The sequence below is a fragment of the Nocardia sp. NPDC059236 genome, assembly GCF_042754085.1.
GTDB lineage: Bacteria > Actinomycetota > Actinomycetes > Mycobacteriales > Mycobacteriaceae > Nocardia.
Window position 1 is genome coordinate 68,104 of record NZ_JBHZAF010000020.1, and the last position, 19,061, is coordinate 87,164.

Sequence of the window (19,061 nt, forward strand, 5' to 3'; positions counted from 1 at the left end):
GCTACCCATTCTGGGGGTGAATCAGCGAACCAGCAGCCAAGGTTCGTGATGCCGATAGAACGTGGAGCGCTTCACCACCCGATCGGTGGTGATCCCGTCGCGGGTGACAATGGCGCCGCTGGTGCCCAGCTGCATGGCGCGCCCCTCGACCCAGCGCTTCTTGCGCAGGCCGCGCTGCACGGTGGCATGCAGGCCGGGCATCTCCAGCATGGGCGAAACATGCAGTGCCGCGACCTTTCCCGTGAACAGCCGGGTGTCGTCGACGTAGGCCTCGCCCTCCAGCTTCGCGCCCGCCTCGCCGACCAGGGTGGCGCGGCCGATCAGCACCTTGCCGGTGTCGTCGCGAATCAGCGGGGTCGCGATGGCCTTCCCCTCCAGCGCGCGCTTGGCGGCGGCGGAGCCGGTACCGGTCTCGTAGGCGCGGGAGCCGTAGGTGCGATCGATGGGCACATAACCGATTTCGACGCCGAGGCGTTCGGTGCGCATCAGATGGGTGAGGACCGCGGCCAATCCGGCATCCTCACCGAGCACGATGAGCCGGGGCAGGCTGTCGGCGGCCATGACCGGCAGCAACTCGTCCAGAGCGCCGGTATCGGGAATGGCGGAGGTCTGGGTGAGGGACAGGGATGCCAGCGCGATGGGAACGGGCGCGCCGTCGCAGCGGAGAACATGGGTACTCAACTGCCGAACACCCTCCTCTGGCTTGCCAACACCTATCCGCCTCGCTGCATATCCGATGGACCCCCGCCGGTCCTCTCCCCGTGCCACCATAGCCCTGTCTCATTTGCCACGCTGTCCTCGCTGCGCATCCGTTACGGTGCCGGATTTGCCCTCCGCTTCGCTCCGGGCGGGTTCGCGGCCAAGGCGCAGGTCTATGGAGCCGGAAGCTCGATTCTTCCCTCCTCCGGTTCGCTCCCGTTTCCGCTCCGAGCGCGGGGAGGCGGAGCGCAGTCCAGAATCGAGCCGGGCCGCGAACTGCGGGTATGCCGCCTCTCGGGACTCATGGGGGACTCCCGTAAAGTGTGCCTACGGCCACCGCCTTCTGACGGCGGGTAGCTGCAGCACCAGAGGGGCTGCGCGTCGAACCCGTAGGAGACACTCACATGCCGGCAATCGTGCTGATCGGCGCCCAGTGGGGCGACGAGGGCAAGGGCAAGGCAACCGATCTGCTCGGCGATCGGGTCCAGTGGGTAGTTCGATACCAGGGCGGCAACAACGCGGGTCACACCGTGGTGCTGCCCAATGGTGAGAGCTTCGCGCTGCATCTGATTCCGTCCGGCATCCTCACCCCTGATGTGACCAACGTCATCGGCAATGGCGTGGTGGTGGATCCGGGTGTGCTGCTGGCCGAACTCGCCGGTCTGGAAGAGCGCGGTGTGGACACCTCCCGCCTGCTGCTCTCGGCCGACGCGCACCTGATCATGCCGTACCACGTGGCCATCGATAAGGTCACCGAACGCTTCCTGGGCAACAAGAAGATCGGCACCACCGGCCGCGGCATCGGTCCCTGCTACCAGGACAAGGTCGCCCGCGTCGGCGTCCGCGTGGCCGATGTGCTGGACGAGAAGATCCTCACCCAGAAGGTCGAGGCCGCACTGGAATTCAAGAACCAGGTGCTGGTGAAGATCTACAACCGCCGCGCGCTGGACCCGCAGCAGGTGGTGGACGAGGTGCTGGAGAAGGCCGAGGGCTTCAAGCACCGCATCGCCGACAGCCGGCTGCTGCTCAACCAGGCGCTGGAGCGCGATGAGATTGTGCTGCTGGAGGGTTCGCAGGGCACCCTGCTGGACGTCGACCACGGCACCTACCCGTACGTCACCTCCTCCAACCCGACCGCGGGTGGCGCGGCGGTGGGCGCGGGCGTCGGCCCGAACAAGATCACCACGGTGCTCGGCATCCTGAAGGCGTACACCACCCGGGTCGGCTCCGGCCCGTTCCCGACCGAACTCTTCGACGAGTCCGGCACCTACCTGGCCAAGACCGGCGGCGAGGTCGGCGTCACCACCGGCCGCGCCCGCCGCACCGGCTGGTTCGACGCCGTGATCGCCCGCTACGCCACCCGCGTCAACGGCATCACCGACTACTTCCTCACCAAGCTGGACGTGCTCTCCAGCCTGGACACCGTCCCGATCTGCGTCGCCTACGAGATCGACGGCGAGCGGGTCGAGCAGATGCCCACCACCCAGACCGAATTCCACCACGCCAAGCCGATCTACGAGGAAATGCCCGGCTGGTGGGAGGACATCTCGGGTGCCCGCACCTTCGAGGAACTCCCCGCCAACGCCCGGGCCTACGTCGAGCGCCTGGAAGAACTATCGGGAGCACGGGTTTCGTGCATCGGTGTTGGCCCCGGCCGCGACCAAACCATCGTCCGCCACGACGTTGCCGCCTCCCCGCGACTTTAGCGGGCGGCTGAGTGCCGTTGCCGGTTCTGCATCCGTGCCTGCGGATAGGTGCCGAACCGATTCTGGTCGTACCCGGTGAGTTACCCGCATCTTGCGAAATCAGTTGTCGCTGAGCGGAAAACACGCGCCCGCCGCTTTCGCGGCGGGCGCGAGCCGTTTCAGGGCATATTGCGGGTCTCGGGGTCGTGTAGCGCCGCCTGGCTGGGTGACGTCAGTAGGTGATGAGTGGGGCCAGGGGGTCGGCGGCGTGCGGGTTGAGGGCGGCGGAGGCCGCCGCGATGGACTTCACGGCGACTCGCAGGTCGGATTCCTCGTGGGTGAAGGGGAGGCGGATGAAGCGTTCGAAGGCGCCCTGGACGCCGAAACGTGGTCCGGCGGCGAGCAAGACGCCGTGGTTGGGGGCGGTGGCGGCCAAGGCGGTGGAGACCGGGGCGGGGAGTTGGGCCCACACGGACATGCCGCCGACGCCCTCGGTGACGCGCCAGTCGGGTAGTTCCTCGGCGAGGGTTTCGAGCAGGACCGCGCGGCGGGAGCGGAGCTGGTCGCGGCGGGTGGTGAGGATCTCGTCGGCATTGCGGAGCAGGTGGACGGTGGCCAGCTGGTCCATGACGGGGGTGCCGAGGTCGACGGTGGAGCGGGTGCCCAGGAGTTTGGTGATCAGGGCCTGGTTGGCGCGGACCCAGCCGACGCGCAGGCCGCCCCAGAAGGACTTGGAGGCCGAACCGATGGTGACGATCTCCGAATTGCGGGCGAAAGCGGCGGCGGGGGGTGGAGATTCGAGGTCGGTGAGGTTCAGGTCCACCATGGATTCGTCGACGATCACCGTCATGCGGGTCTCGCGGGCGATGGTGGCCAGCTCCGCCCGGCCCTCGGCGTCGAGCAGGTGACCGGTCGGATTGTTGAAGTCCGGAATCAGGTAGGCGACGCTGGCCGCGGTCTGCCGTGCGGCACTGCGGATTCCGTCCAGATCCCAGCCGTCCGGGCGCATGGGCACCGGAACCGGGCGCGCACCCACATCGCGAATCGCCTCGATGGCGTTCGGGTAGGTGGGGTGCTCGATGAGCACGCGTTCGGCCGGGGTGGTGAGCACATTGAGCAGCAGCCGCAGACCGTGCTGCGCGCCCAGGGTGATGAGGATCTGGTCCGGCTCGGTGGGCAGCCCGCGTTCGGTGTAGCGGCGGGCCAGCGCCTCGCGCAGCATGAGCACGCCCACCGGGTCCATGCCGTGCGTGCCGAGATAGGTCGGAAGGCCTTGCAGGGCAAAGGAGTACGCCTCGGTCATCTGCGGCGGGGCGGACATGGCGGCGTAGGTCATGTCGATGGTCGGCAGCTCCGGCTGCGCCATCATGGCCAGGATGCTGCGCGCGGGCTTCGCGCCGTCGTGCACCACGGTCGGCGGCAGCGCCACGGTGCTGCGCGAGCCCTGGCGGCTGATCAGGTAACCGTGCTCGCGCAGCAGGGAATACGCGGAGGTGACGGTGGTGCGGCTGACCGCGAGGGCGGTGGCCAGATCGCGCTCGCTGGGCAGCGCGACGCCGAGCGGCGCGCGGCCGTCGTGAATGAGCAGGCGGATGCTCTCCGCCAGTGCTACGTAGGCGGGCCGCGCCGAACGCTTGCCATTGTCGGCGGGGGCGCCCGGTTCGTCGTTCCGCCACCGGCCCAGGTCGCGCGTCAGGCTGGCCGCGCCGATCACTCGTGTCGCCATACAGGCCAGTATCGGGGTACTGGATATTTTCTTCAAGTCCGGGCCCGAGCCACTATGGGCTCATGGTCGCTCTGCTGGTCTCCATTCTGATCGTCGCCGCTTTCGCCGGTCTCGTGTACCGGTATGCGCCCAAGCCCGGTGAGCGCTGGGGCGAGCTGCTGGAGCGGTATCGCCCGCATGCTCCCATGTCGGACTGGTCGGTCGCCGAATATGAAGCGTCCCGGCAGTATTCGGACCTCACGGCCATTGCGTCGCTCCGCCCGGATGCCTGCCCGCCGGCTCCCGCGCGGCGATTCCGTCGCAGCGCTCCGGCCGTGGCCGCCCTGTCCACCATCCCGTGCCGAGGAGAATCAGTCCAGTTCTAGCCAACTGGACTGGAATCGGATTCTTGTCGGTGCCACCGTGCACACTGGCCTCATGTCCGCCCCGGCCCGACCCCTGGCGTCGGCGGCGCTCTTCGATACCGCGATCGGCGTGTGCGCCATCGCCTGGAGCGCCACCGGCGTCCTGCGCTTCGCCCTTCCCGACCGCGACCCCGCGGCCACCCGCACCCACATCCTGCGCCGCCACCGCCTGGCCGACATCCACGAGGCCGAGCCCACCGCCGAGCTGGCCACGGCCGTCGACCGCATCCGCGCCCACCTCACCGGCGACCTGGACGACCTTCGCTGGATCCCCCTGGACACCACCGCTTTCAACGACTTCGACCGCGCCGTCTACGAGGTGACCCGCGCCATCGACCCGGGTCACACCCTCAACTACGGCGCGGTGGCGAATCGCATCGGCGCCCCCGGCGGCGCCCAGGCCGTCGGACAATCCCTGGGCCGCAACCCGATCCCCCTGATCATCCCCTGCCACCGGGTACTAGCCGCCGACCACGCTCTGCACGGCTTCTCCGCCCCCGGCGGCCTCACCACCAAACAGCGCCTCCTGGAAATCGAACGCACTCCAGGCTTCGGCGAACCCACCCTCTTCTGACCGCCGCCATATGGAAGGCGCCCGCACCGAAAGCCTGGTGCGGATGCCCCGTATCGCCGGAAGGTGTGCGTCAGAGCGCGCCGCCCAGGAACCCACCCAGCGCCGCGCCGCCCGCTCCGACCACAGCTCCCCCGGCGAGTGCGGCCGGGATGCCCGCGGCCGCGGCTCCAGCGGCAGCGCCGACGCCTGCGCCGATCAGCGCCCCACCGGCAGTGCCGCCCGGGACGTCGATCGGCGCGGTCCACGGCGCCACGACGGCACCGGCCGAACCGAGCCCGAATCCGACCGCAGCGCCGACGCCCGCGCCGATCGCGCCGCCGACTGCCGCACCGAGCAGCGCCGCCGGAACGCCCGCACCTATGGCGCCGACGCCCCCGCCGATCGCCGCACCGCCGAGGGCGCCCGCGGCGATCTTGTCGGAGCGGCTCGGGTTCACGCCGATGGAGTTGAGGCCGGTGGCCAGGCCGGCTTCGGTGTCGGCGGCTGCGCCGTTGACGGTGTCGAGAATGTCGTCTGGCAGCTGGTCCGGGGCGGGGGTGGTGAAGTCGCCGATGCGGACGGTGCGCGGGGGCGGGGCGATCGGGAGGACCGGGTCCACCAGCGTCGGGGCGTGCAGGGTTCGGAAGTCGACCGCCGGTGCCGCTTCGTGATTCGGGATCGGGCGGAAGTTCGCGGGGATCGGGTAGTCGGCCTGCGACGGCGACTGTGCTTGCGGCAGTGGGTGATTCGGCACGGTGACGCCGGGCTGCGCGAGGCTCGGACGCGGGCCGGGGCGATCCTGGTCATGGGCCGGGAGGGCTACGCCCGGCTGGGCGGCGCCGGGGCGCGGGACGGACTGGACGGAGCTCGAGTGGCCGGCGGTGCCCGCGGCGTCCGGGGCCGCCGCACCCGGCTGCGGATTCGCTTCCGGGGCACCGGTATTGGCCGGGGCGCGGGTACCAGCCGGCTGCACGGCGGCCAGGGTCGAGCTGCCCTGCGCCGACTTGGCCGAGTGGTCACTCGTATTCGCGCAGGCCACTGCCAACACCAGCGGAACGACGCTCACGACGATCGCCCGCCGAGCCACGGCGCCCTTCACTTCACGATCCCGACCGACCACGTCGAAACACCTGCCTTCCAACATATTTCGTTGCGCCGGTTCCGAGACCGGCCATGACTACCGGTTATTCGCGGGAACCCGTGGCTCGGCTTGGCCGTGCATCGGCCCTATCCGCATCGACGCAGATCAGCGCCTCGAATTGGGGGTGCGAAGTTCCAGCGGCAGGACGCCGGCGGCGGGGGACGGCGTGGCGGAGCACGCCGGTATTCATTACTCGATCCGGATCAGGTCAGCTTTGCTGACTTGCCCGAAGGCGTCCCTCCGCGCATCAATTCCGCCAGCGCCTCCCGATCGGTGACATCGAGCTTGATGCACGCCCGGTACAGGTGCCCCTCCACCGTCCGCACCGAGACGGTCAGCCGGTCCGCGATCTGCCGGTTGGACAGCCCGGCCGCCACCAGATTCGCGATCTCCCGTTCGCGCGCGGTCAACGGCAGCGGCTGCGCGGACTGCCGCAGCGCCGGGGTCGACGCGCCGCCGCAGGCGGCCGCCAGCCGATTGGCGGTTGCCGCGGATTCCAGCAGTCGCCGGCGGTCACCCGCCCGCTCGTGCGCGGAGGCGGCCTGCGCGGCCGCATCCGCCGCGGAGAGCAGCGCCCCGATTGCCTCGAATTGCGCTGCGGCGGTGTCCAATCCGGGTCCGTCGTGGGCCGCGACCGCCACCGCGTGCCGCGCCTGCACCTGCACCAGCCGCCCGTCGATGCGGGCCGCAAGATCCGCCAACCGCCCGCCGACCGACTGATCGCCGAAGCGGGCGGCGGCGTGCAGCGCCATGGCCTCGATGGCGTGCTGGTGGGTGCGTGCGGCCAGATCCGCCGCCCCCAGCGCGAGCCGGACGGCCGGTGTCGCGGTGCCCTCGGCGGCCGTCTGCATGGCCCGCACGAGTTCGAGCAGCGGTTCATAGACGGCACTGTGACGCCCGCCTCGCAGGGTCGCCGCCGCAATGGCTTCCGCCGCTTCGGTGGGCCGCCCGAGCGCCGAGTACGCCTCAGCCAGCCGCAGTTGGGCGGGGAACATCCAGGACGCCGCGCCCTCGGTGGTGAGCGCCGCGAGCGCCTGCTCGAGATTGTCGATGCCCTGCGGGAACTGGCCCTGCGCCACGTCCACGGTGCCCTGCAGGATCTTGGCCATGCCCCAGGCCAGATATTGGCCGGGGGAGGAGAACGGGTAGGGCGTATTGGCGCATCGGCGCGCGGCTTCCAACTCGCCGATGAAGGTCAGGGCCAGCACCTCCGCGTGTGTGGAGATGAATCGGTTCAATCCGTCGATATGCGACTCCACGGCGTGCGAGCGGGCCGCGTACTGCCGGGCGGCTTCCCCGCGTCCCATGAGCGCGAGGGCGAGTCCGCCGCCGAAGGCAGCCCAGTACACCGCCCACGGTGGCGCGTCCGGGGCGGACATGACCGGCTCGGCGAGGGCGAACGCATCGTCGAGCCGGTTCTCGTTGACCGCGCACGCGGAGGCCAGACCATCCAGTGTCGCAACAATTTTCGGATGTGTGACCCGGTGTCGCACCGATTCCAGCACGGTATCGGCGCGATCCGCGTCGCCCATGGACCACAGCAGGTTCGACACCCGGGTGCTGCCCCAGCGCGCCAGCTGCACCTCGTTCATCTCGTCCGGATCGAATCCGGCCAGTGTGCGCTCGGCCTCTATGCGATGCCCCTGCCACAGCAGCGCGCGGGCCAGCAGGTCAGCGGCCTCCACTCCGCCCTGGCGTTCCACCGCCGCGCGCGCGAACCGTTCGCCCAAAGGCAGATTCGCGAGCGCGATGGCATCCGCGGCCGCCGCCTGGAACAGCTCGAGATCCGCGGATTTGTCGCTGTCCAAGGCCAATTCGGCCAATCGGATGCGCTCGGACGCGGAGTTGATGGGCCGGTCCCGGAGCGAGGAGTAGAGCCGCCCGCGCAGCCGCCGCGCCGACGCGATACCCAGCCGCCGCCGGATCACCTCGCCGAACAGCGGATGGTTGTAGCGCACCAGCAGCTGATGGCTGTTCTCGACAATCCTGATGAGACCGCGTGATTCGGCGGATTCCACCGCCTCCTCGCCCGCGAGTTCGGAGAGCACGTCCAGGTCGATGGGCTCGCAGAAGGTGAGCAGTTCCAGCACCCGCAGCACCGACTCGGGCAGCTGCTCGACCCGATCCTCCAGCAGCGCAGCCAATTCCGAGGTGACGGCCGCGCGCCCGCGCAGTTGCCACACCCCGCTGACCTGCCGCAGCGTCCCGGCCTCCAGCGCGCCCTCGACGAGGTGCCGCAGGAAAAGCGCATTGCCGCCGGAGGATTCCCACATCAGGTTGGCGGTGAAGCCCTCCAGCTGCCCGCCCAGCATGGATTCCACCAGTTCCACGCTCTGGCGCTGGGTGAACGGCTTCAGGTCGATGCGCAGCAGATGCCCGTCCTTCCACAGCGAGGTCACCGCGTCGGGCACCTGCACCCCGCTGCGTACGGTGCAGACGATGTGGGCGGCCTTGTCGAGGGCCAGCTGCAGCAGCAGGGTGGCCGAGAGCTGGTCGAGCAGATGGGCGTCGTCGACGCCGATGATGGTGTGCCCGTCGGCGAGCAGCGCCTCGCGCGCGGCCGCCATGAAGGTCACCGGATCGTGGGCGGTGTACACCCCCACCATGTGGGCGAAGACCCCGAGCGGAATGCTGCGGGCGGATTCGGTGCCCGCGACCCAGCGGATATTGCCGCCGACGGCGGCGGTGGCCTGCCGCGCCAGCGTGGTCTTGCCGACCCCCGCGTCACCGGTGAGCACCGCCCCGACGAACTCGTCGCCGGTGAGTGCCGACCTGATCGATTCGAGTTCTTTCACCCGCTCGACCATCGGCCAATTCCGAGCCATGGCTCAACTGTAGATGGCCCGACCCGCCCCGGCAGCGGGAACGAAACCCCCGGAACCTGCGGCTTTTATTCGTTGACCAGCCGTAATCCGGGCGTGCGGGCCTGGCGGCGGTCGACCAGCCAGACCATGACGGTCTGGTCGGCGGCCGGATCCAGGGTCTCGACCTCCACCTCGACCGCACCCCGGGCGGGGTGCTGAATCTTCAGCACGAGGGATCGGAAATCGGTGAGCCGGTGCTCGCGCCAGCGTCGCTCGAACTCCGGGTAGCGGTTCAGGGCGGTGACGACGGCCTCGACCGACGGGTCGTCGGGGAACCGGGTGGTGGCGGCGCGCAGGGACGAAGCAGCCATATCGGCGACGTCGGACCAGTTCAGGAAGGTCTGCTGGGCGGCCGGGTGGGCGAAGACGTAGATGGCGAAGTTGCCGTGTGCCTCCGCGTCGAACATGCCGAGGGGTTCGGCGAAGGCGCGGAAGGAGGGGTTTCCGGCGAGCAGGTTCAGCCAGCGCCCGAGCACCAGCGCGGGCGTCGGCTGCAGGGCGTCGATGACCGCCTGAATGGTCTCGGAGACCTGTTCCCGGGCCTGCCCGGATGCGGGGCAGGAAGCCTTCTGTTCCAGCCCGAGGGCCAGCTTGCCGAAGTGGTGTTTCTCGATCTCGTTGAGCCGCAAGGCTTCCGCGAGGGCGGCCAGCACGGCGGTGGAGGGGTTGGTGTCGCGTCCCTGTTCCAGGCGGGCCAGGTAGTCTGCGCTGACACCGGCGAGCGCGGCCACCTCCTCGCGGCGCAGGCCGGGTGTGCGCCGTCGCCGGCCGGCGGGCAGTCCGACGTCCTCGGGCTGCAGTTGTGCGCGGCGGGCGATCAGGAACTCGGCGAATTCGGAACGGGACACCCTTCCATACTGCCTGGTCCTGGTTCCGTTATCCGCGCCCTGGCAGTCCCCGGATAACCACGGTGTGGATAACCGGACCGAAGTCCACTTAGAGTGGTTGACATGACGACTTCCGAGCAGACCACCCTCGCCCCCGGCTCCTGGACCCTGGATGCCGCTCACTCCTCGGTCAACTTCACCGTGAAGCACCTGGGCATCTCCAAGGTCCGCGGCCGCTTCAACCGCTTCGAGACCGGCTTCGTGGTCAACGAGGCCGGCGAGGCCGCCATCGAGGCCACCATCTACTTCGACTCGTTCGACACCGGCAACGAGATGCGCGACGGCCACGTCCGCAGCGCCGACATCCTCGATGTCGCCAACCGCCCGCACCTGACCTTCCGCGTCCCCGAGCCCGTCGCCCTGAGCGGGGAGTTCGAGGTCACCGGTGAGGCCACCATCGGCGGCATCACCAAGCCCGTCACCCTCGAGGTCGAGTGGGGCGGCGTGCGGGTCTTCCCGCAGGACAACAAGGAGCACGCCGGCTTCACCGCCTCCGGCACCATCAAGCGCAGCGAGTTCGACGTCGCCCCGGGCATGCCCAACGCCATGCTGAGCGACAAGATCGCCATCGAGCTCGACATCCAGCTCGTCGCCCCGTAAGTCCGGGAGCTACCCGCCGCATCGGAAAAGTCAACGCCCCCTGTGGAATTCCATAGGGGGCGTTCGGCCGTGCGCGGAAGGTCAGTCCGCCCAGACCGTTTCGATCGGGGTGCCCTCGTTCGGCGGCGGGGTCGGGATGCCCGCCGGCGTGCGCGAGAAGCGCGGAGCCGGGGCGTGCTGCACGACGCCGTCGATGTCGATCAGCCCGGTGCGGGCCTGGATGTGCGGATTCTGTTCGGCCTCGGTGAAAGTCAGGACCGGGGTGGTGCAGGCGTCGGTGTGCTCGAAGATCGCCCACCACTCGTCGCGGGTCTTGGTCTTGAACTTCTCGGTGAACAGCTTGCGCAGCTGGTCCTGGCCGTTGGGGTCGAGCTGGTTGGGCAGGCCCTCGGGCGAGATCTCCAGGCCCTGCAGCAGTTCCGCGTAGAACTGGGGCTCGATGCAGCCCACGGCCATGTACTTGCCGTCGGAGGTCTCGTAGGTGTCGTAGAAGGCCATACCGGTGTCGAGCAGGTTGGTGCCGCGCTCATCGGACCACAGGCCCACGCCCTTCATGCCCCAGATCATGTGTGAGAGCGCGAGTGCGCCGTCGATCATGGCGGCGTCGATGACCTGGCCCTTGCCGGAGCTCTGGCGTTCCACCAGCGCGGCCAGGATGCCGAAGACCAGGAACATGGAACCGCCGCCGAAGTCGCCGACCATGTTCAGCGGCGGCACGGGGCGTTCGCCCTTGCGGCCGATGGCGTTCAGCACACCGGTGAGCGAGATGTAGTTGATGTCGTGTCCGGCGCGGTCGGCCATCGGGCCGTACTGGCCCCAGCCGGTCATGCGGCCGTAGATCAGGCGTGGATTGCGTTCCAGCGCCGTATCGGGGCCCAGTCCCATGCGCTCGGTGACGCCGGGCCGAAAGCCCTCGAGCAGCACGTCGGCCTTCTCGATGAGCCCGAGCACCTGCTCGATGTCGGCGGGATCCTTCAGGTTCGCCTCGACGATGGTGCGGCCGCGCCACTGCGGACGCTCCATGAAGCCGGGCAGCATGCCGGGCCGCTGCACCCGCACCACGTCGGCGCCGAGGTCGGCGAGCAGCAGTGCCGCGTGCGGACCGGGGCCGATGCCGGCCAGTTCAACAACCCGGATGCCCGCGAGCGGGCCCTGCTTGGCGGTGGATGGAGTGCTCACGCCCTACCTCGGTTCGTCGTCGAATCCTGCGCACCGGCTCACACACCGGTGTTGACGGTATGACAATAACGCGAAGTCTCCGCGGCCCTCAGGGGGTGGCCCGTTGCGCTAGCGATCGATGATCGGCAGCGGCAGGGTGGGCGGGGGCGGGGGTCCGGGGAGCTCCGAGCGCGGCAGCCGCAGGGTGGGTGCTTCGCCCGCGGCCCGGCGCATGGGCGGGTTCGGGTCCTCGAACAGGCGTTCCTTGGCGGGCAGCCCGTAGAACGCGCGGGCATTGTCCTCGAGCGCCCGGTGCAGATCGGAGCCCACGGCGTCGGCGAGCAGCGAGATATCGGCGTCGCGGAACGGCCGTCCGGCCCGGGTGCCCGGCAGGTCGGTGCCGAACATCAGGGCCTCGGGGTTGACCGTGTGGATCTTGCGCAGGGCCGAGCCCACATTCATCGCCACCCGGCCGAAGCCGGAGGCCTTCACCTTGGCCCCGCGGTCGACCAGGTTGAGCAGGTAGGGCAGGCAGTCGTCGGACATGCCCAGATGGTCGATCGACAGCTTGGGCAGCTTGGTGATGACCGGTTCCAGCGAGCCCAGCATGGACCCGTCGATGTAGAGCTCCACATGCCAGCCGGCCAGTTCGTAGGCCCGCAGCGCCAGCATGGTGAGCCCGACGATGTCGCCGCCCGCGCGCTTGAGGTTGAACCGGATGGCCCGCACCCCGGCCCGGTTCAGCTCGAGGATCTCCGCGTCGGTGGCGTCCACGTGCAGATTGGTGACACCGACCCAGCCCTCGCCGAGTTCGGCGAGGGCGGCCAGCAGATAGCTCTGATCGGTGCCCTGGAACGACCCGCTGACCAGGGCGCCACCGTCGATATCGAAGCGGGACATGCGCTTGCGATAGGCGGCGATGGTGTACGGGTCGGGCAGGTAGCCCTCGTTCTCGACCAGCGGGAACCGCGGATCGAAGATGTGGAGATGGGCATCGAACACGTGATCAGCATGCCTCAGAACGGTGACATGTGTGGACAACCTTGTCCGGCAGTCGGATTGGCGCTGGTCAGGACACCTTGCCCGGAGCTGGTCAGGAAACCTTGCCGGGTTCGGAGGCGGCGAGCATCTCGTCGCGCTCGACGACCTTGACCCGCTCGCGGCCCTGCGGCTCGCCCAGGGCGCGCTCATGCGCGTCGAGGCGGTACCAGCCCGCCCAGGTGGTGAACGGGATGCCCTTGTGCTCGAGGAATTCGGTGACCGCCTCCAGCTCCGGCCGCGCGGCCGGGGTGAAGTTCGCGGCATCGTCGAGCAGGCAGGCGATGGTCTCGTTGGCGTCGCCCTTGGTGTGGCCGATGAGGCCGACCGGGCCGCGCTTGATCCAGCCGGTCACATAGGTAGCGGGCATGTAGCGAGCCGCGCCGTCGGCGTCCTCGTCGACGAGCACGCGCCCGGCCTCGTTGGGCACGGTGCCGGCCTGGTCGTCGAAGGGCAGCAGCGGGATGTTCTGCGACAGGTAGCCGACCGCGCGGTACACGGCCTGGATGTCCCAGTCCTTGAATTCGCCGGTGCCCTTGCAGTTTCCGGTGCCGTCGAGCTGGGTGCGCTCTGTCCGCAGGCCCACGACCTTGCCGTCCGCGCCGAGGATCTCCGATGGGTTCTCGAAGAAGTGCAGGAACAGCTTGTGCGGGCGGTCGCCGACATCGCGGATGGCCCACTGCTCCAACGTATTGCAGATCATGTCGACCTGCTTGGAGTGGCGGCGCGCGGCCTCGGAGCCCTCGTCGTAGTCGATGTCCTCGGGGTCGACGATGACCTCGATGGTCGGGGAGTGGTCGAGTTCGCGCAGTTCGAGCGGGGTGAACTTGGCCTGGGCGGGTCCGCGGCGGCCGAAGACGTGGACCTCGAGGGCCTTGTTGTCCTGCAGGCCCTCGTAGACGTTCGGCGGGATCTCGGTGGGCAGCAGTTCGTCGCCGGTCTTGGCGAGCACGCGGGCCACGTCGAGGGCGACGTTGCCGACACCGAGGACGGCGACCTTCTCCGCGTCCAGCGGCCAGGTGCGCGGCACGTCCGGGTGGCCGTCGTACCAGGACACGAAGTCGGCGGCGCCGTAGGAGCCGTCGAGGTCGATGCCCGGCACCTCGAGGGCGCGGTCGGCGTTGGCGCCGGTGGAGAAGATGACCGCGTCGTAGAACTGACGCAGGTCCTCGAGGGTGATGTCGACGCCGTAGTCGATATTGCCGAGCAGGCGGACCTGCGGCTTGTCGAGGACCTTGTGCAGGGCGGTGATGATGCCCTTGATGCGCGGGTGGTCGGGCGCGACGCCGTAGCGGATGAGGCCGAAGGGCGCGGGCATGCGCTCGTAGAGGTCGATGCTCACCTCGGCATCGGACTTCATCAAGGCATCGGCGGCGTAAATACCGGCCGGGCCTGCGCCCACGATCGCAATGCGTAGCGGGCGGGTCGCTGCACTCTGTTCGGTCATTCTTCCGCGCACCCTTTGGGTCGAAACTAACTTGTCGTCAAAACTCAGCCGTCGTTCTTAGCTTAGGCTAAGTTGACGCCCTGGCTTCGGTGACCGCCGTTGGCCCCCGACGCTGCAGCGTTGCTGCGTAGTCCTGCTATTCCCGCGCCTGGGGCGGAAATTCTGCTGATTCTATCGATGGCGCACGAGGCCCTTCACGCGCAGGGCCGTGAACTGTGGGAATGCCGAGGCCCGAACCGGGGGAATGCCGTACCGGGCGAACGGCGGCGACCAGGCATGATCTACCCATGAGCGACGCCGAGGAGACAGCCGGGGAGACATCGGTTCCGATCGATCAGAACGAGGCCCGCAGCATGTGGCCGTTCCTGGTCGCGGCGAGCGTCATCGCGGTCGTGATCCTGGGCATCGTGATCGCGACGCTGGTCTCGCCGGTTGAGAAGAATGTCACAGATTCCGATCGGCTCGCGGCGGCCGCGGGCACCTTCATCAAGTCCCGCAGCGAGACCGGCAAGTACGATCCGACCCTGTCCTGCAAGGGATTCGACGAGAACGCCTCACCGCTCAAGGTCGCGGCCGCGACCGGGGGGACCATCACGTTCGACAAGCTGGCCGACCCGGCCGTTGACGGTGAGAAGGCCACGGCGCAGGTCACTTTCACGGTCTCCGGCGCCCAAACCACCTCGACCTGGCACTTCACCCGGGAGAATTCCCGCTGGTTGGTCTGCAATTCCTGACAACGGCGGAAGTCGCGGCCGGGGTTTGACAGTGGGGCCGTTTTTTCGGCAGTCTCAACCCAGGTCATGAGTACCAGCGTCAAGCCCCGGCTGGCTGGTCGGCAACCCTCCTCCGCGGTGGGGTGCTCCGGGTGACGACCTGGCCTCGCATCGGACAGCGGTGCGGCAAGTGCGGATTCACAGGAGGTACAAGTGAGCTACGCGGGTGACATCACGCCGAAGCAGGCGTGGGAACTGTTGCGCGACAACCCCGATGCGGTGCTGGTGGATGTGCGCACCGAAGCCGAGTGGCGGTTCGTCGGGGTGCCCGACACCAGCGGCATCGGCCGGCCGACCGCGCTGATCGAGTGGGTGGACGTCTCCGGCACCCCCAATACCCGTTTCGCCGATCAGCTGAAGCAGGCGCTCGGCGATCGCGGCCAGGACTCGGCCGCGCCGGTCATCTTCATCTGCCGCTCCGGCCAGCGCTCCATCGGCGCGGCCACCGCCGCCACCACCCTCGGCATCGCCCCGTCCTTCAATGTGGTCGACGGCTTCGAGGGTGCGCTCGACGGTCAGGGGCATCGCGGCGGCACCGGCTGGCGCGCCGACGGCCTGCCCTGGCGTCAGTCATGAGTTTCGTGTCCGGCCGGATCGCAGGGAGGCAGTCATGATCACCGGTGGTTCCTTCGACAAACCGCTCCCCGAGGGCGTCGGCCCCGCCACGCAGGCCGTGCGCGGCGGCACCCGGCGCTCGGGCTTCGACGAGACCTCCGAGGCGCTGTTCCTCAATTCGGGTTTCGTCTACGAGAGCGCCGAGGCGGCCGAAGCCTCCTTCACCGGCGATATCGACCACTTCGTCTACTCCCGCTACGGCAACCCGACGGTCGCCATGTTCGAGGAGCGGCTGCGCCTGATCGACGGCGCGGAGGCCTGTTTCGCGACGGCCTCCGGCATGTCGGCGGTGTTCACCGCGCTGGGCGCGCTGCTCGCCGCGGGTGACCGCTTGGTGGCGGCGCGCAGCCTGTTCGGCTCCTGCTTCGTGGTGGCCAACGAGATCCTGCCGCGCTGGGGCGTGGAGACCGTCTTCGTCGACGGCGAGGATCTGGACCAGTGGGAGCAGGCACTGTCGGTGCCGACCCAGGCCGTCTTCTTCGAGACCCCCTCCAACCCCATGCAGACCCTCACCGATGTGCGCGCGGTCTCCGATCTCGCGCACGCGGCGGGCGCGAAGGTGGTGCTGGACAACGTCTTCGCCACCCCGCTGCTGCAGCGCGGCTTCGACCTGGGCGCGGACATCACCGTGTACTCGGGCACCAAGCACATCGACGGGCAGGGCCGCGTCCTCGGCGGCGCGATCCTCGGACCCCGGGACTACATCGACGGCCCGGTGAAGAACCTGATGCGCCACACCGGTCCGGCGCTGAGCCCCTTCAATGCGTGGACCCTGCTCAAGGGTCTGGAGACCATGCCGCTGCGCCTGCGCCAGTCGGTGGACTCCGCGCTGAAGATCGCCGGGTTCCTGGAGACCCATCCCGCCGTGGCGTGGGTGAAGTACCCGTTCCTGTCCTCGCACCCGCAGTACGAGCTGGCCAAGCGTCAGATGTCCGGTGGCGGCACGGTGATCACCTTCGAGCTGAAGGCGTCGGAGAACGAGGCCAAGAAGCGCGCTTTCGAGGTGCTCAACCGCCTGCGCATCGTCGACATCTCCAACAACCTCGGCGATGCGAAGACGCTGATCACGCATCCGGCCACCACCACCCACCGGGCGATGGGCCCGGAAGGCCGTGCGGCCGTGGGGATTACCGATGGCGTGCTCCGCATCTCCATCGGGCTCGAGGATGTGGAGGACCTGCTCAATGACCTGGACCAGGCACTGAGCTGATCCGACGAGTGTTCGAAAGGGCCGGAACCCACTGGGTTCCGGCCCTTTTCGTGTTCAGGGGGCGACGGGGTTCGGGGCAGCCCTTGAGAATCATCGAGCGTCGTTTGACAGCATGCTGTCAAACATGACAGCATGCTGTCATGATGAAAACAGTCCACATGGCCGCGTACGACACCTTCTCGGACTGGGAGGTCGGGCATGCGACCGCACACATCAATCGCGAACTCTGGCAGCGCGAGCCGGGAACCTGGCAGGTGAAGACGGTCGCCCTCGGCGCCGAGCCGGTCACCTCGATGGGCGGCATGCGGGTCCTGCCCGATCTGGTTCTCGATGAGCTGAAGCCCGCCGACAGCGCCATGCTGATCCTGCCGGGATTCGAAACCGAGCAGCATCCCGAGACGCCGGCGGCCTTCGCGCGCAAGGCCCGGGAGTTTCTGGCGGCCGGCGTGCCGGTGGCGGCGATCTGCGGCGCGACCTTCGGGCTGGCGCAGGAGGGCCTGCTGGACGATCGGCGGCACACCAGCAATGACGCGGGATATCTTGCCTACAGCGGATATTCGGGTGGCGAGCACTATGTTCAGGCGCCCGCGGTCACCGACGGTGACCTGATCACCGCGACCGGCACCCGACCGGTCGATTTCGCCCGCGAGATCTTCGCGCGCCTGGGTATCTACGAGCCGCACGTGCTGGAGTCCTGGTACCGGCTGTACGGAAACAATGATCCCGCGGGCTTCTACGCGTTGTTCGAGTACGAGCAGCAGCGCGCGGCGGCCGCGCAATGACCCGCACCGCGCAGCAGCTGTTCGGGGCCGCGGCCGTCACGTCGTTCAAGCTGAACGGCCAATTCCTCTCGATCGCAGAGGAATTGGCCAAGCCGTCCGGGATCACGGTCGCGTGGTGGCAGGTGCTCGGTGCGATTCTGCGCGAACCGCTCCCGGTGGCCGGTATCGCCCGCGAAATGGGTATCACCCGCCAGAGCGTGCAGCGCATCGCGGATGTGCTGGCGGACAGGGGATTCGTGGAATACCGCCCCAATCCGGCGCATCGGCGCGCGAAGCTGGTGGCCATCACCGAGGCGGGTCACGACGCGGTGCGGCGGATCGACCCGCAGCACGCGGCCATGGCGAAACGGCTTGTGGCGCAGCTGGGTATCGAGCAGCTCGCCCACATCGTGGACGCGCTGACGACCCTGTCGGCCGCCCTCGACGCACTCGAGGGCGACGCGACGGGCGCGGCCTGACTACAGCGCGAACGGGTCCTTGGTCTTGCCGACCAGGGCGGCCACCGAGGGCAGGATGGTGGTCGGGCGGTACGGGAACTGCTCGACCAGGGCCGGGGTGGAAATGCCGGTGGTGACCAGGATGGTCCGCATGCCCGCCTCCAGGCCCGCGATGACGTCGGTGTCCATCCGGTCGCCGATCATGACGGTGGACTGGGAGTGGGCACCGATGCGGCGCAACGCCGATCGCATCATCAGTGGGTTGGGTTTACCGACGTAGTAGGGCTTGCGGCCGGTGGCCTCGGTGATGAGGGCGGCGACGGAGCCGGTGGCCGGAAGGATGCCTTCGCGGGACGGGCCGGTGGCGTCCGGGTTGGTGGCGATGAAGCGCGCGCCCGCGGAGATCAGCCGGATGGCGGTGGTGATGGCTTCGAAAGAGTAGGTGCGGGTTTCGCCGAGCACTACGTAGTCCGGGTCGGAATCGGTGAGAACGTAACCGATTTCGTGCAGCGCAGTCGTGAGGCCGGATTCGCCGACCACGTAGGCGGTGCCGCCTGGGCGCTGGTCGTTGAGGAATGTCGCGGTGGCGAGGGCGGAGGTCCAGATGGACTCGACCGGAATGTCGAGGCCGGTGTGCCTGAGCCGGGCCTGCAGATCGCGCGCGGTGTAGATCGAATTGTTGGTGAGAACCAGGAACGGAATGTCGTTGTCGCGCAGTTCGGCGAGGAACTGATCGGCCCCGGGCACCATGTGATTCTCGTGCACGAGGACGCCGTCCATGTCGGTCAGATAGGAGAGGATCGGTTCAGCGCTCGAGTAGGTCACGCGCACATTCTCCGCTATCCCGGGACCGGACGCTCATATATTCCTGCCCTAACTGACCGTCCGACCGGTTTCATCCCCGAAATACCGTCCGCCCACCCGCGGTTCGACCCCTTGGGTGTGACCCCTGCCGCACCGCGTTTCACCGCTGACCTATCGTGCGAAGTAGGACCGTTCGCGATGCCCGGTGTCGCGGCGGTCGTGCGGGAGGTTGGCCCGC

The 19,061-nt window shown here is 68.7% G+C and carries 18 protein-coding genes and 1 riboswitch; of the genes, 9 read left to right on the forward strand and 9 right to left on the reverse strand.

What is annotated here, in order from left to right; all coding sequences use genetic code 11:
• Positions 1-21 precede the first annotated feature (21 nt).
• Entirely contained in the window at positions 22-681 is a 660-nt protein-coding gene (locus ACFXIV_RS37425; RefSeq protein ID WP_379401254.1) for a hypothetical protein, read from the reverse strand.
• 422 nt (positions 682-1,103) lie between these two features.
• Between ACFXIV_RS37425 and ACFXIV_RS37430 the strand changes: the two genes are divergently transcribed.
• A complete protein-coding gene (locus ACFXIV_RS37430) occupies positions 1,104-2,405 on the forward strand; it encodes an adenylosuccinate synthase (RefSeq protein WP_364619895.1) in 1,302 nt (433 codons plus the stop codon).
• Between the two features lie 211 nt (positions 2,406-2,616).
• Here the strand turns inward: ACFXIV_RS37430 and ACFXIV_RS37435 are convergent, their stop codons facing one another.
• Positions 2,617-4,110 carry a PLP-dependent aminotransferase family protein gene (locus ACFXIV_RS37435; RefSeq protein WP_379401255.1) on the reverse strand — a complete coding sequence of 498 codons (1,494 nt, stop codon included), beginning with the start codon at positions 4,108-4,110 and terminating at the stop codon, positions 2,617-2,619.
• 62 nt (positions 4,111-4,172) lie between these two features.
• Here ACFXIV_RS37435 and ACFXIV_RS37440 point away from each other — a divergent pair, with 62 nt between their 5' ends.
• Complete coding sequence (locus tag ACFXIV_RS37440) at positions 4,173-4,475, forward strand: hypothetical protein (RefSeq protein ID WP_379401256.1); 303 nt, start codon at positions 4,173-4,175, stop codon at positions 4,473-4,475.
• Between the two features lie 52 nt (positions 4,476-4,527).
• Positions 4,528-5,088 (forward strand): methylated-DNA--[protein]-cysteine S-methyltransferase, encoded by a 561-nt coding sequence (locus ACFXIV_RS37445; protein ID WP_379401257.1) that lies wholly within the window; start codon positions 4,528-4,530, stop codon positions 5,086-5,088.
• A gap of 70 nt (positions 5,089-5,158) precedes the next feature.
• Here ACFXIV_RS37445 and ACFXIV_RS37450 read toward each other — a convergent pair whose 3' ends face one another.
• The 3 genes from ACFXIV_RS37450 to ACFXIV_RS37460 all read right to left on the reverse strand — a co-directional run bounded on the left by ACFXIV_RS37450 (position 5,159) and on the right by ACFXIV_RS37460 (position 9,920).
• The gene (locus ACFXIV_RS37450) at positions 5,159-6,166 is read right to left on the reverse strand and encodes a hypothetical protein (RefSeq protein ID WP_379421401.1); all 1,008 of its coding nucleotides are present in this window, start codon (positions 6,164-6,166) and stop codon (positions 5,159-5,161) included.
• Positions 6,167-6,411: 245 nt separating this feature from the next.
• Positions 6,412-9,033 (reverse strand): LuxR C-terminal-related transcriptional regulator, encoded by a 2,622-nt coding sequence (locus ACFXIV_RS37455; RefSeq protein WP_379401259.1) that lies wholly within the window; start codon positions 9,031-9,033, stop codon positions 6,412-6,414.
• Between the two features lie 65 nt (positions 9,034-9,098).
• The gene (locus ACFXIV_RS37460) at positions 9,099-9,920 is read right to left on the reverse strand and encodes a helix-turn-helix domain-containing protein (RefSeq protein ID WP_379401260.1); all 822 of its coding nucleotides are present in this window, start codon (positions 9,918-9,920) and stop codon (positions 9,099-9,101) included.
• A gap of 102 nt (positions 9,921-10,022) precedes the next feature.
• On the opposite strand from ACFXIV_RS37460, the gene ACFXIV_RS37465 reads away from it, so the two are divergent.
• Entirely contained in the window at positions 10,023-10,559 is a 537-nt protein-coding gene (locus ACFXIV_RS37465) for a YceI family protein (RefSeq protein WP_379401261.1), read from the forward strand.
• A gap of 81 nt (positions 10,560-10,640) precedes the next feature.
• Here the strand turns inward: ACFXIV_RS37465 and ACFXIV_RS37470 are convergent, their stop codons facing one another.
• From ACFXIV_RS37470 to ACFXIV_RS37480, 3 genes are all read right to left on the reverse strand, one after another.
• A complete protein-coding gene (locus ACFXIV_RS37470; RefSeq protein WP_379401262.1) occupies positions 10,641-11,738 on the reverse strand; it encodes a CaiB/BaiF CoA transferase family protein in 1,098 nt (365 codons plus the stop codon).
• A 108-nt stretch (positions 11,739-11,846) separates the two neighbouring features.
• On the reverse strand, positions 11,847-12,719 hold the full coding sequence (locus ACFXIV_RS37475) for an amidohydrolase family protein (protein WP_379401263.1): 873 nt from the start codon (positions 12,717-12,719) through the stop codon (positions 11,847-11,849).
• A gap of 91 nt (positions 12,720-12,810) precedes the next feature.
• Complete coding sequence (locus ACFXIV_RS37480) at positions 12,811-14,202, reverse strand: FAD-dependent oxidoreductase (protein WP_379401264.1); 1,392 nt, start codon at positions 14,200-14,202, stop codon at positions 12,811-12,813.
• Between the two features lie 287 nt (positions 14,203-14,489).
• Here ACFXIV_RS37480 and ACFXIV_RS37485 point away from each other — a divergent pair, with 287 nt between their 5' ends.
• The 5 genes from ACFXIV_RS37485 to ACFXIV_RS37505 all read left to right on the forward strand — a co-directional run bounded on the left by ACFXIV_RS37485 (position 14,490) and on the right by ACFXIV_RS37505 (position 18,040).
• Positions 14,490-14,936 (forward strand): hypothetical protein, encoded by a 447-nt coding sequence (locus ACFXIV_RS37485; protein WP_379401265.1) that lies wholly within the window; start codon positions 14,490-14,492, stop codon positions 14,934-14,936.
• Between the two features lie 62 nt (positions 14,937-14,998).
• Positions 14,999-15,114: riboswitch (SAM riboswitch) on the forward strand.
• A 14-nt stretch (positions 15,115-15,128) separates the two neighbouring features.
• Positions 15,129-15,551 carry a rhodanese-like domain-containing protein gene (locus ACFXIV_RS37490; protein ID WP_379401266.1) on the forward strand — a complete coding sequence of 141 codons (423 nt, stop codon included), beginning with the start codon at positions 15,129-15,131 and terminating at the stop codon, positions 15,549-15,551.
• A 34-nt stretch (positions 15,552-15,585) separates the two neighbouring features.
• Positions 15,586-16,800 (forward strand): O-succinylhomoserine sulfhydrylase, encoded by a 1,215-nt coding sequence (locus tag ACFXIV_RS37495; protein WP_379401267.1) that lies wholly within the window; start codon positions 15,586-15,588, stop codon positions 16,798-16,800.
• A 140-nt stretch (positions 16,801-16,940) separates the two neighbouring features.
• Positions 16,941-17,582 (forward strand): type 1 glutamine amidotransferase family protein, encoded by a 642-nt coding sequence (locus ACFXIV_RS37500; RefSeq protein ID WP_379401268.1) that lies wholly within the window; start codon positions 16,941-16,943, stop codon positions 17,580-17,582.
• On the forward strand, positions 17,579-18,040 hold the full coding sequence (locus tag ACFXIV_RS37505; RefSeq protein ID WP_379401269.1) for a MarR family winged helix-turn-helix transcriptional regulator: 462 nt from the start codon (positions 17,579-17,581) through the stop codon (positions 18,038-18,040). Before ACFXIV_RS37500 ends, ACFXIV_RS37505 begins: the two co-directional genes overlap by 4 nt.
• On the opposite strand, the gene ACFXIV_RS37510 is transcribed toward ACFXIV_RS37505, so the two are convergent.
• Positions 18,041-18,799 carry an HAD-IIA family hydrolase gene (locus tag ACFXIV_RS37510; protein WP_379388710.1) on the reverse strand — a complete coding sequence of 253 codons (759 nt, stop codon included), beginning with the start codon at positions 18,797-18,799 and terminating at the stop codon, positions 18,041-18,043.
• Between the last annotated feature and the right edge of the window lie 262 nt (positions 18,800-19,061).

Bases quoted from the DNA above. Each gene is read 5' to 3' on its own strand.
- ACFXIV_RS37430 (WP_364619895.1), top strand. From the start codon at position 1,104: ATGCCGGCAATCGTGCTGATCGGCGCCCAGTGGGGCGACGAGGGCAAG.
- ACFXIV_RS37435 (WP_379401255.1), bottom strand. From the start codon at position 4,110: ATGGCGACACGAGTGATCGGCGCGGCCAGCCTGACGCGCGACCTGGGC.
- ACFXIV_RS37440 (WP_379401256.1), top strand. From the start codon at position 4,173: ATGGTCGCTCTGCTGGTCTCCATTCTGATCGTCGCCGCTTTCGCCGGT.
- ACFXIV_RS37445 (WP_379401257.1), top strand. From the start codon at position 4,528: ATGTCCGCCCCGGCCCGACCCCTGGCGTCGGCGGCGCTCTTCGATACC.
- ACFXIV_RS37455 (WP_379401259.1), bottom strand. From the start codon at position 9,033: ATGGCTCGGAATTGGCCGATGGTCGAGCGGGTGAAAGAACTCGAATCG.
- ACFXIV_RS37465 (WP_379401261.1), top strand. From the start codon at position 10,023: ATGACGACTTCCGAGCAGACCACCCTCGCCCCCGGCTCCTGGACCCTG.
- ACFXIV_RS37480 (WP_379401264.1), bottom strand. From the start codon at position 14,202: ATGACCGAACAGAGTGCAGCGACCCGCCCGCTACGCATTGCGATCGTG.
- ACFXIV_RS37485 (WP_379401265.1), top strand. From the start codon at position 14,490: ATGAGCGACGCCGAGGAGACAGCCGGGGAGACATCGGTTCCGATCGAT.
- ACFXIV_RS37495 (WP_379401267.1), top strand. From the start codon at position 15,586: ATGATCACCGGTGGTTCCTTCGACAAACCGCTCCCCGAGGGCGTCGGC.
- ACFXIV_RS37500 (WP_379401268.1), top strand. From the start codon at position 16,941: ATGATGAAAACAGTCCACATGGCCGCGTACGACACCTTCTCGGACTGG.
- ACFXIV_RS37505 (WP_379401269.1), top strand. From the start codon at position 17,579: ATGACCCGCACCGCGCAGCAGCTGTTCGGGGCCGCGGCCGTCACGTCG.
- ACFXIV_RS37510 (WP_379388710.1), bottom strand. From the start codon at position 18,799: ATGGACGGCGTCCTCGTGCACGAGAATCACATGGTGCCCGGGGCCGAT.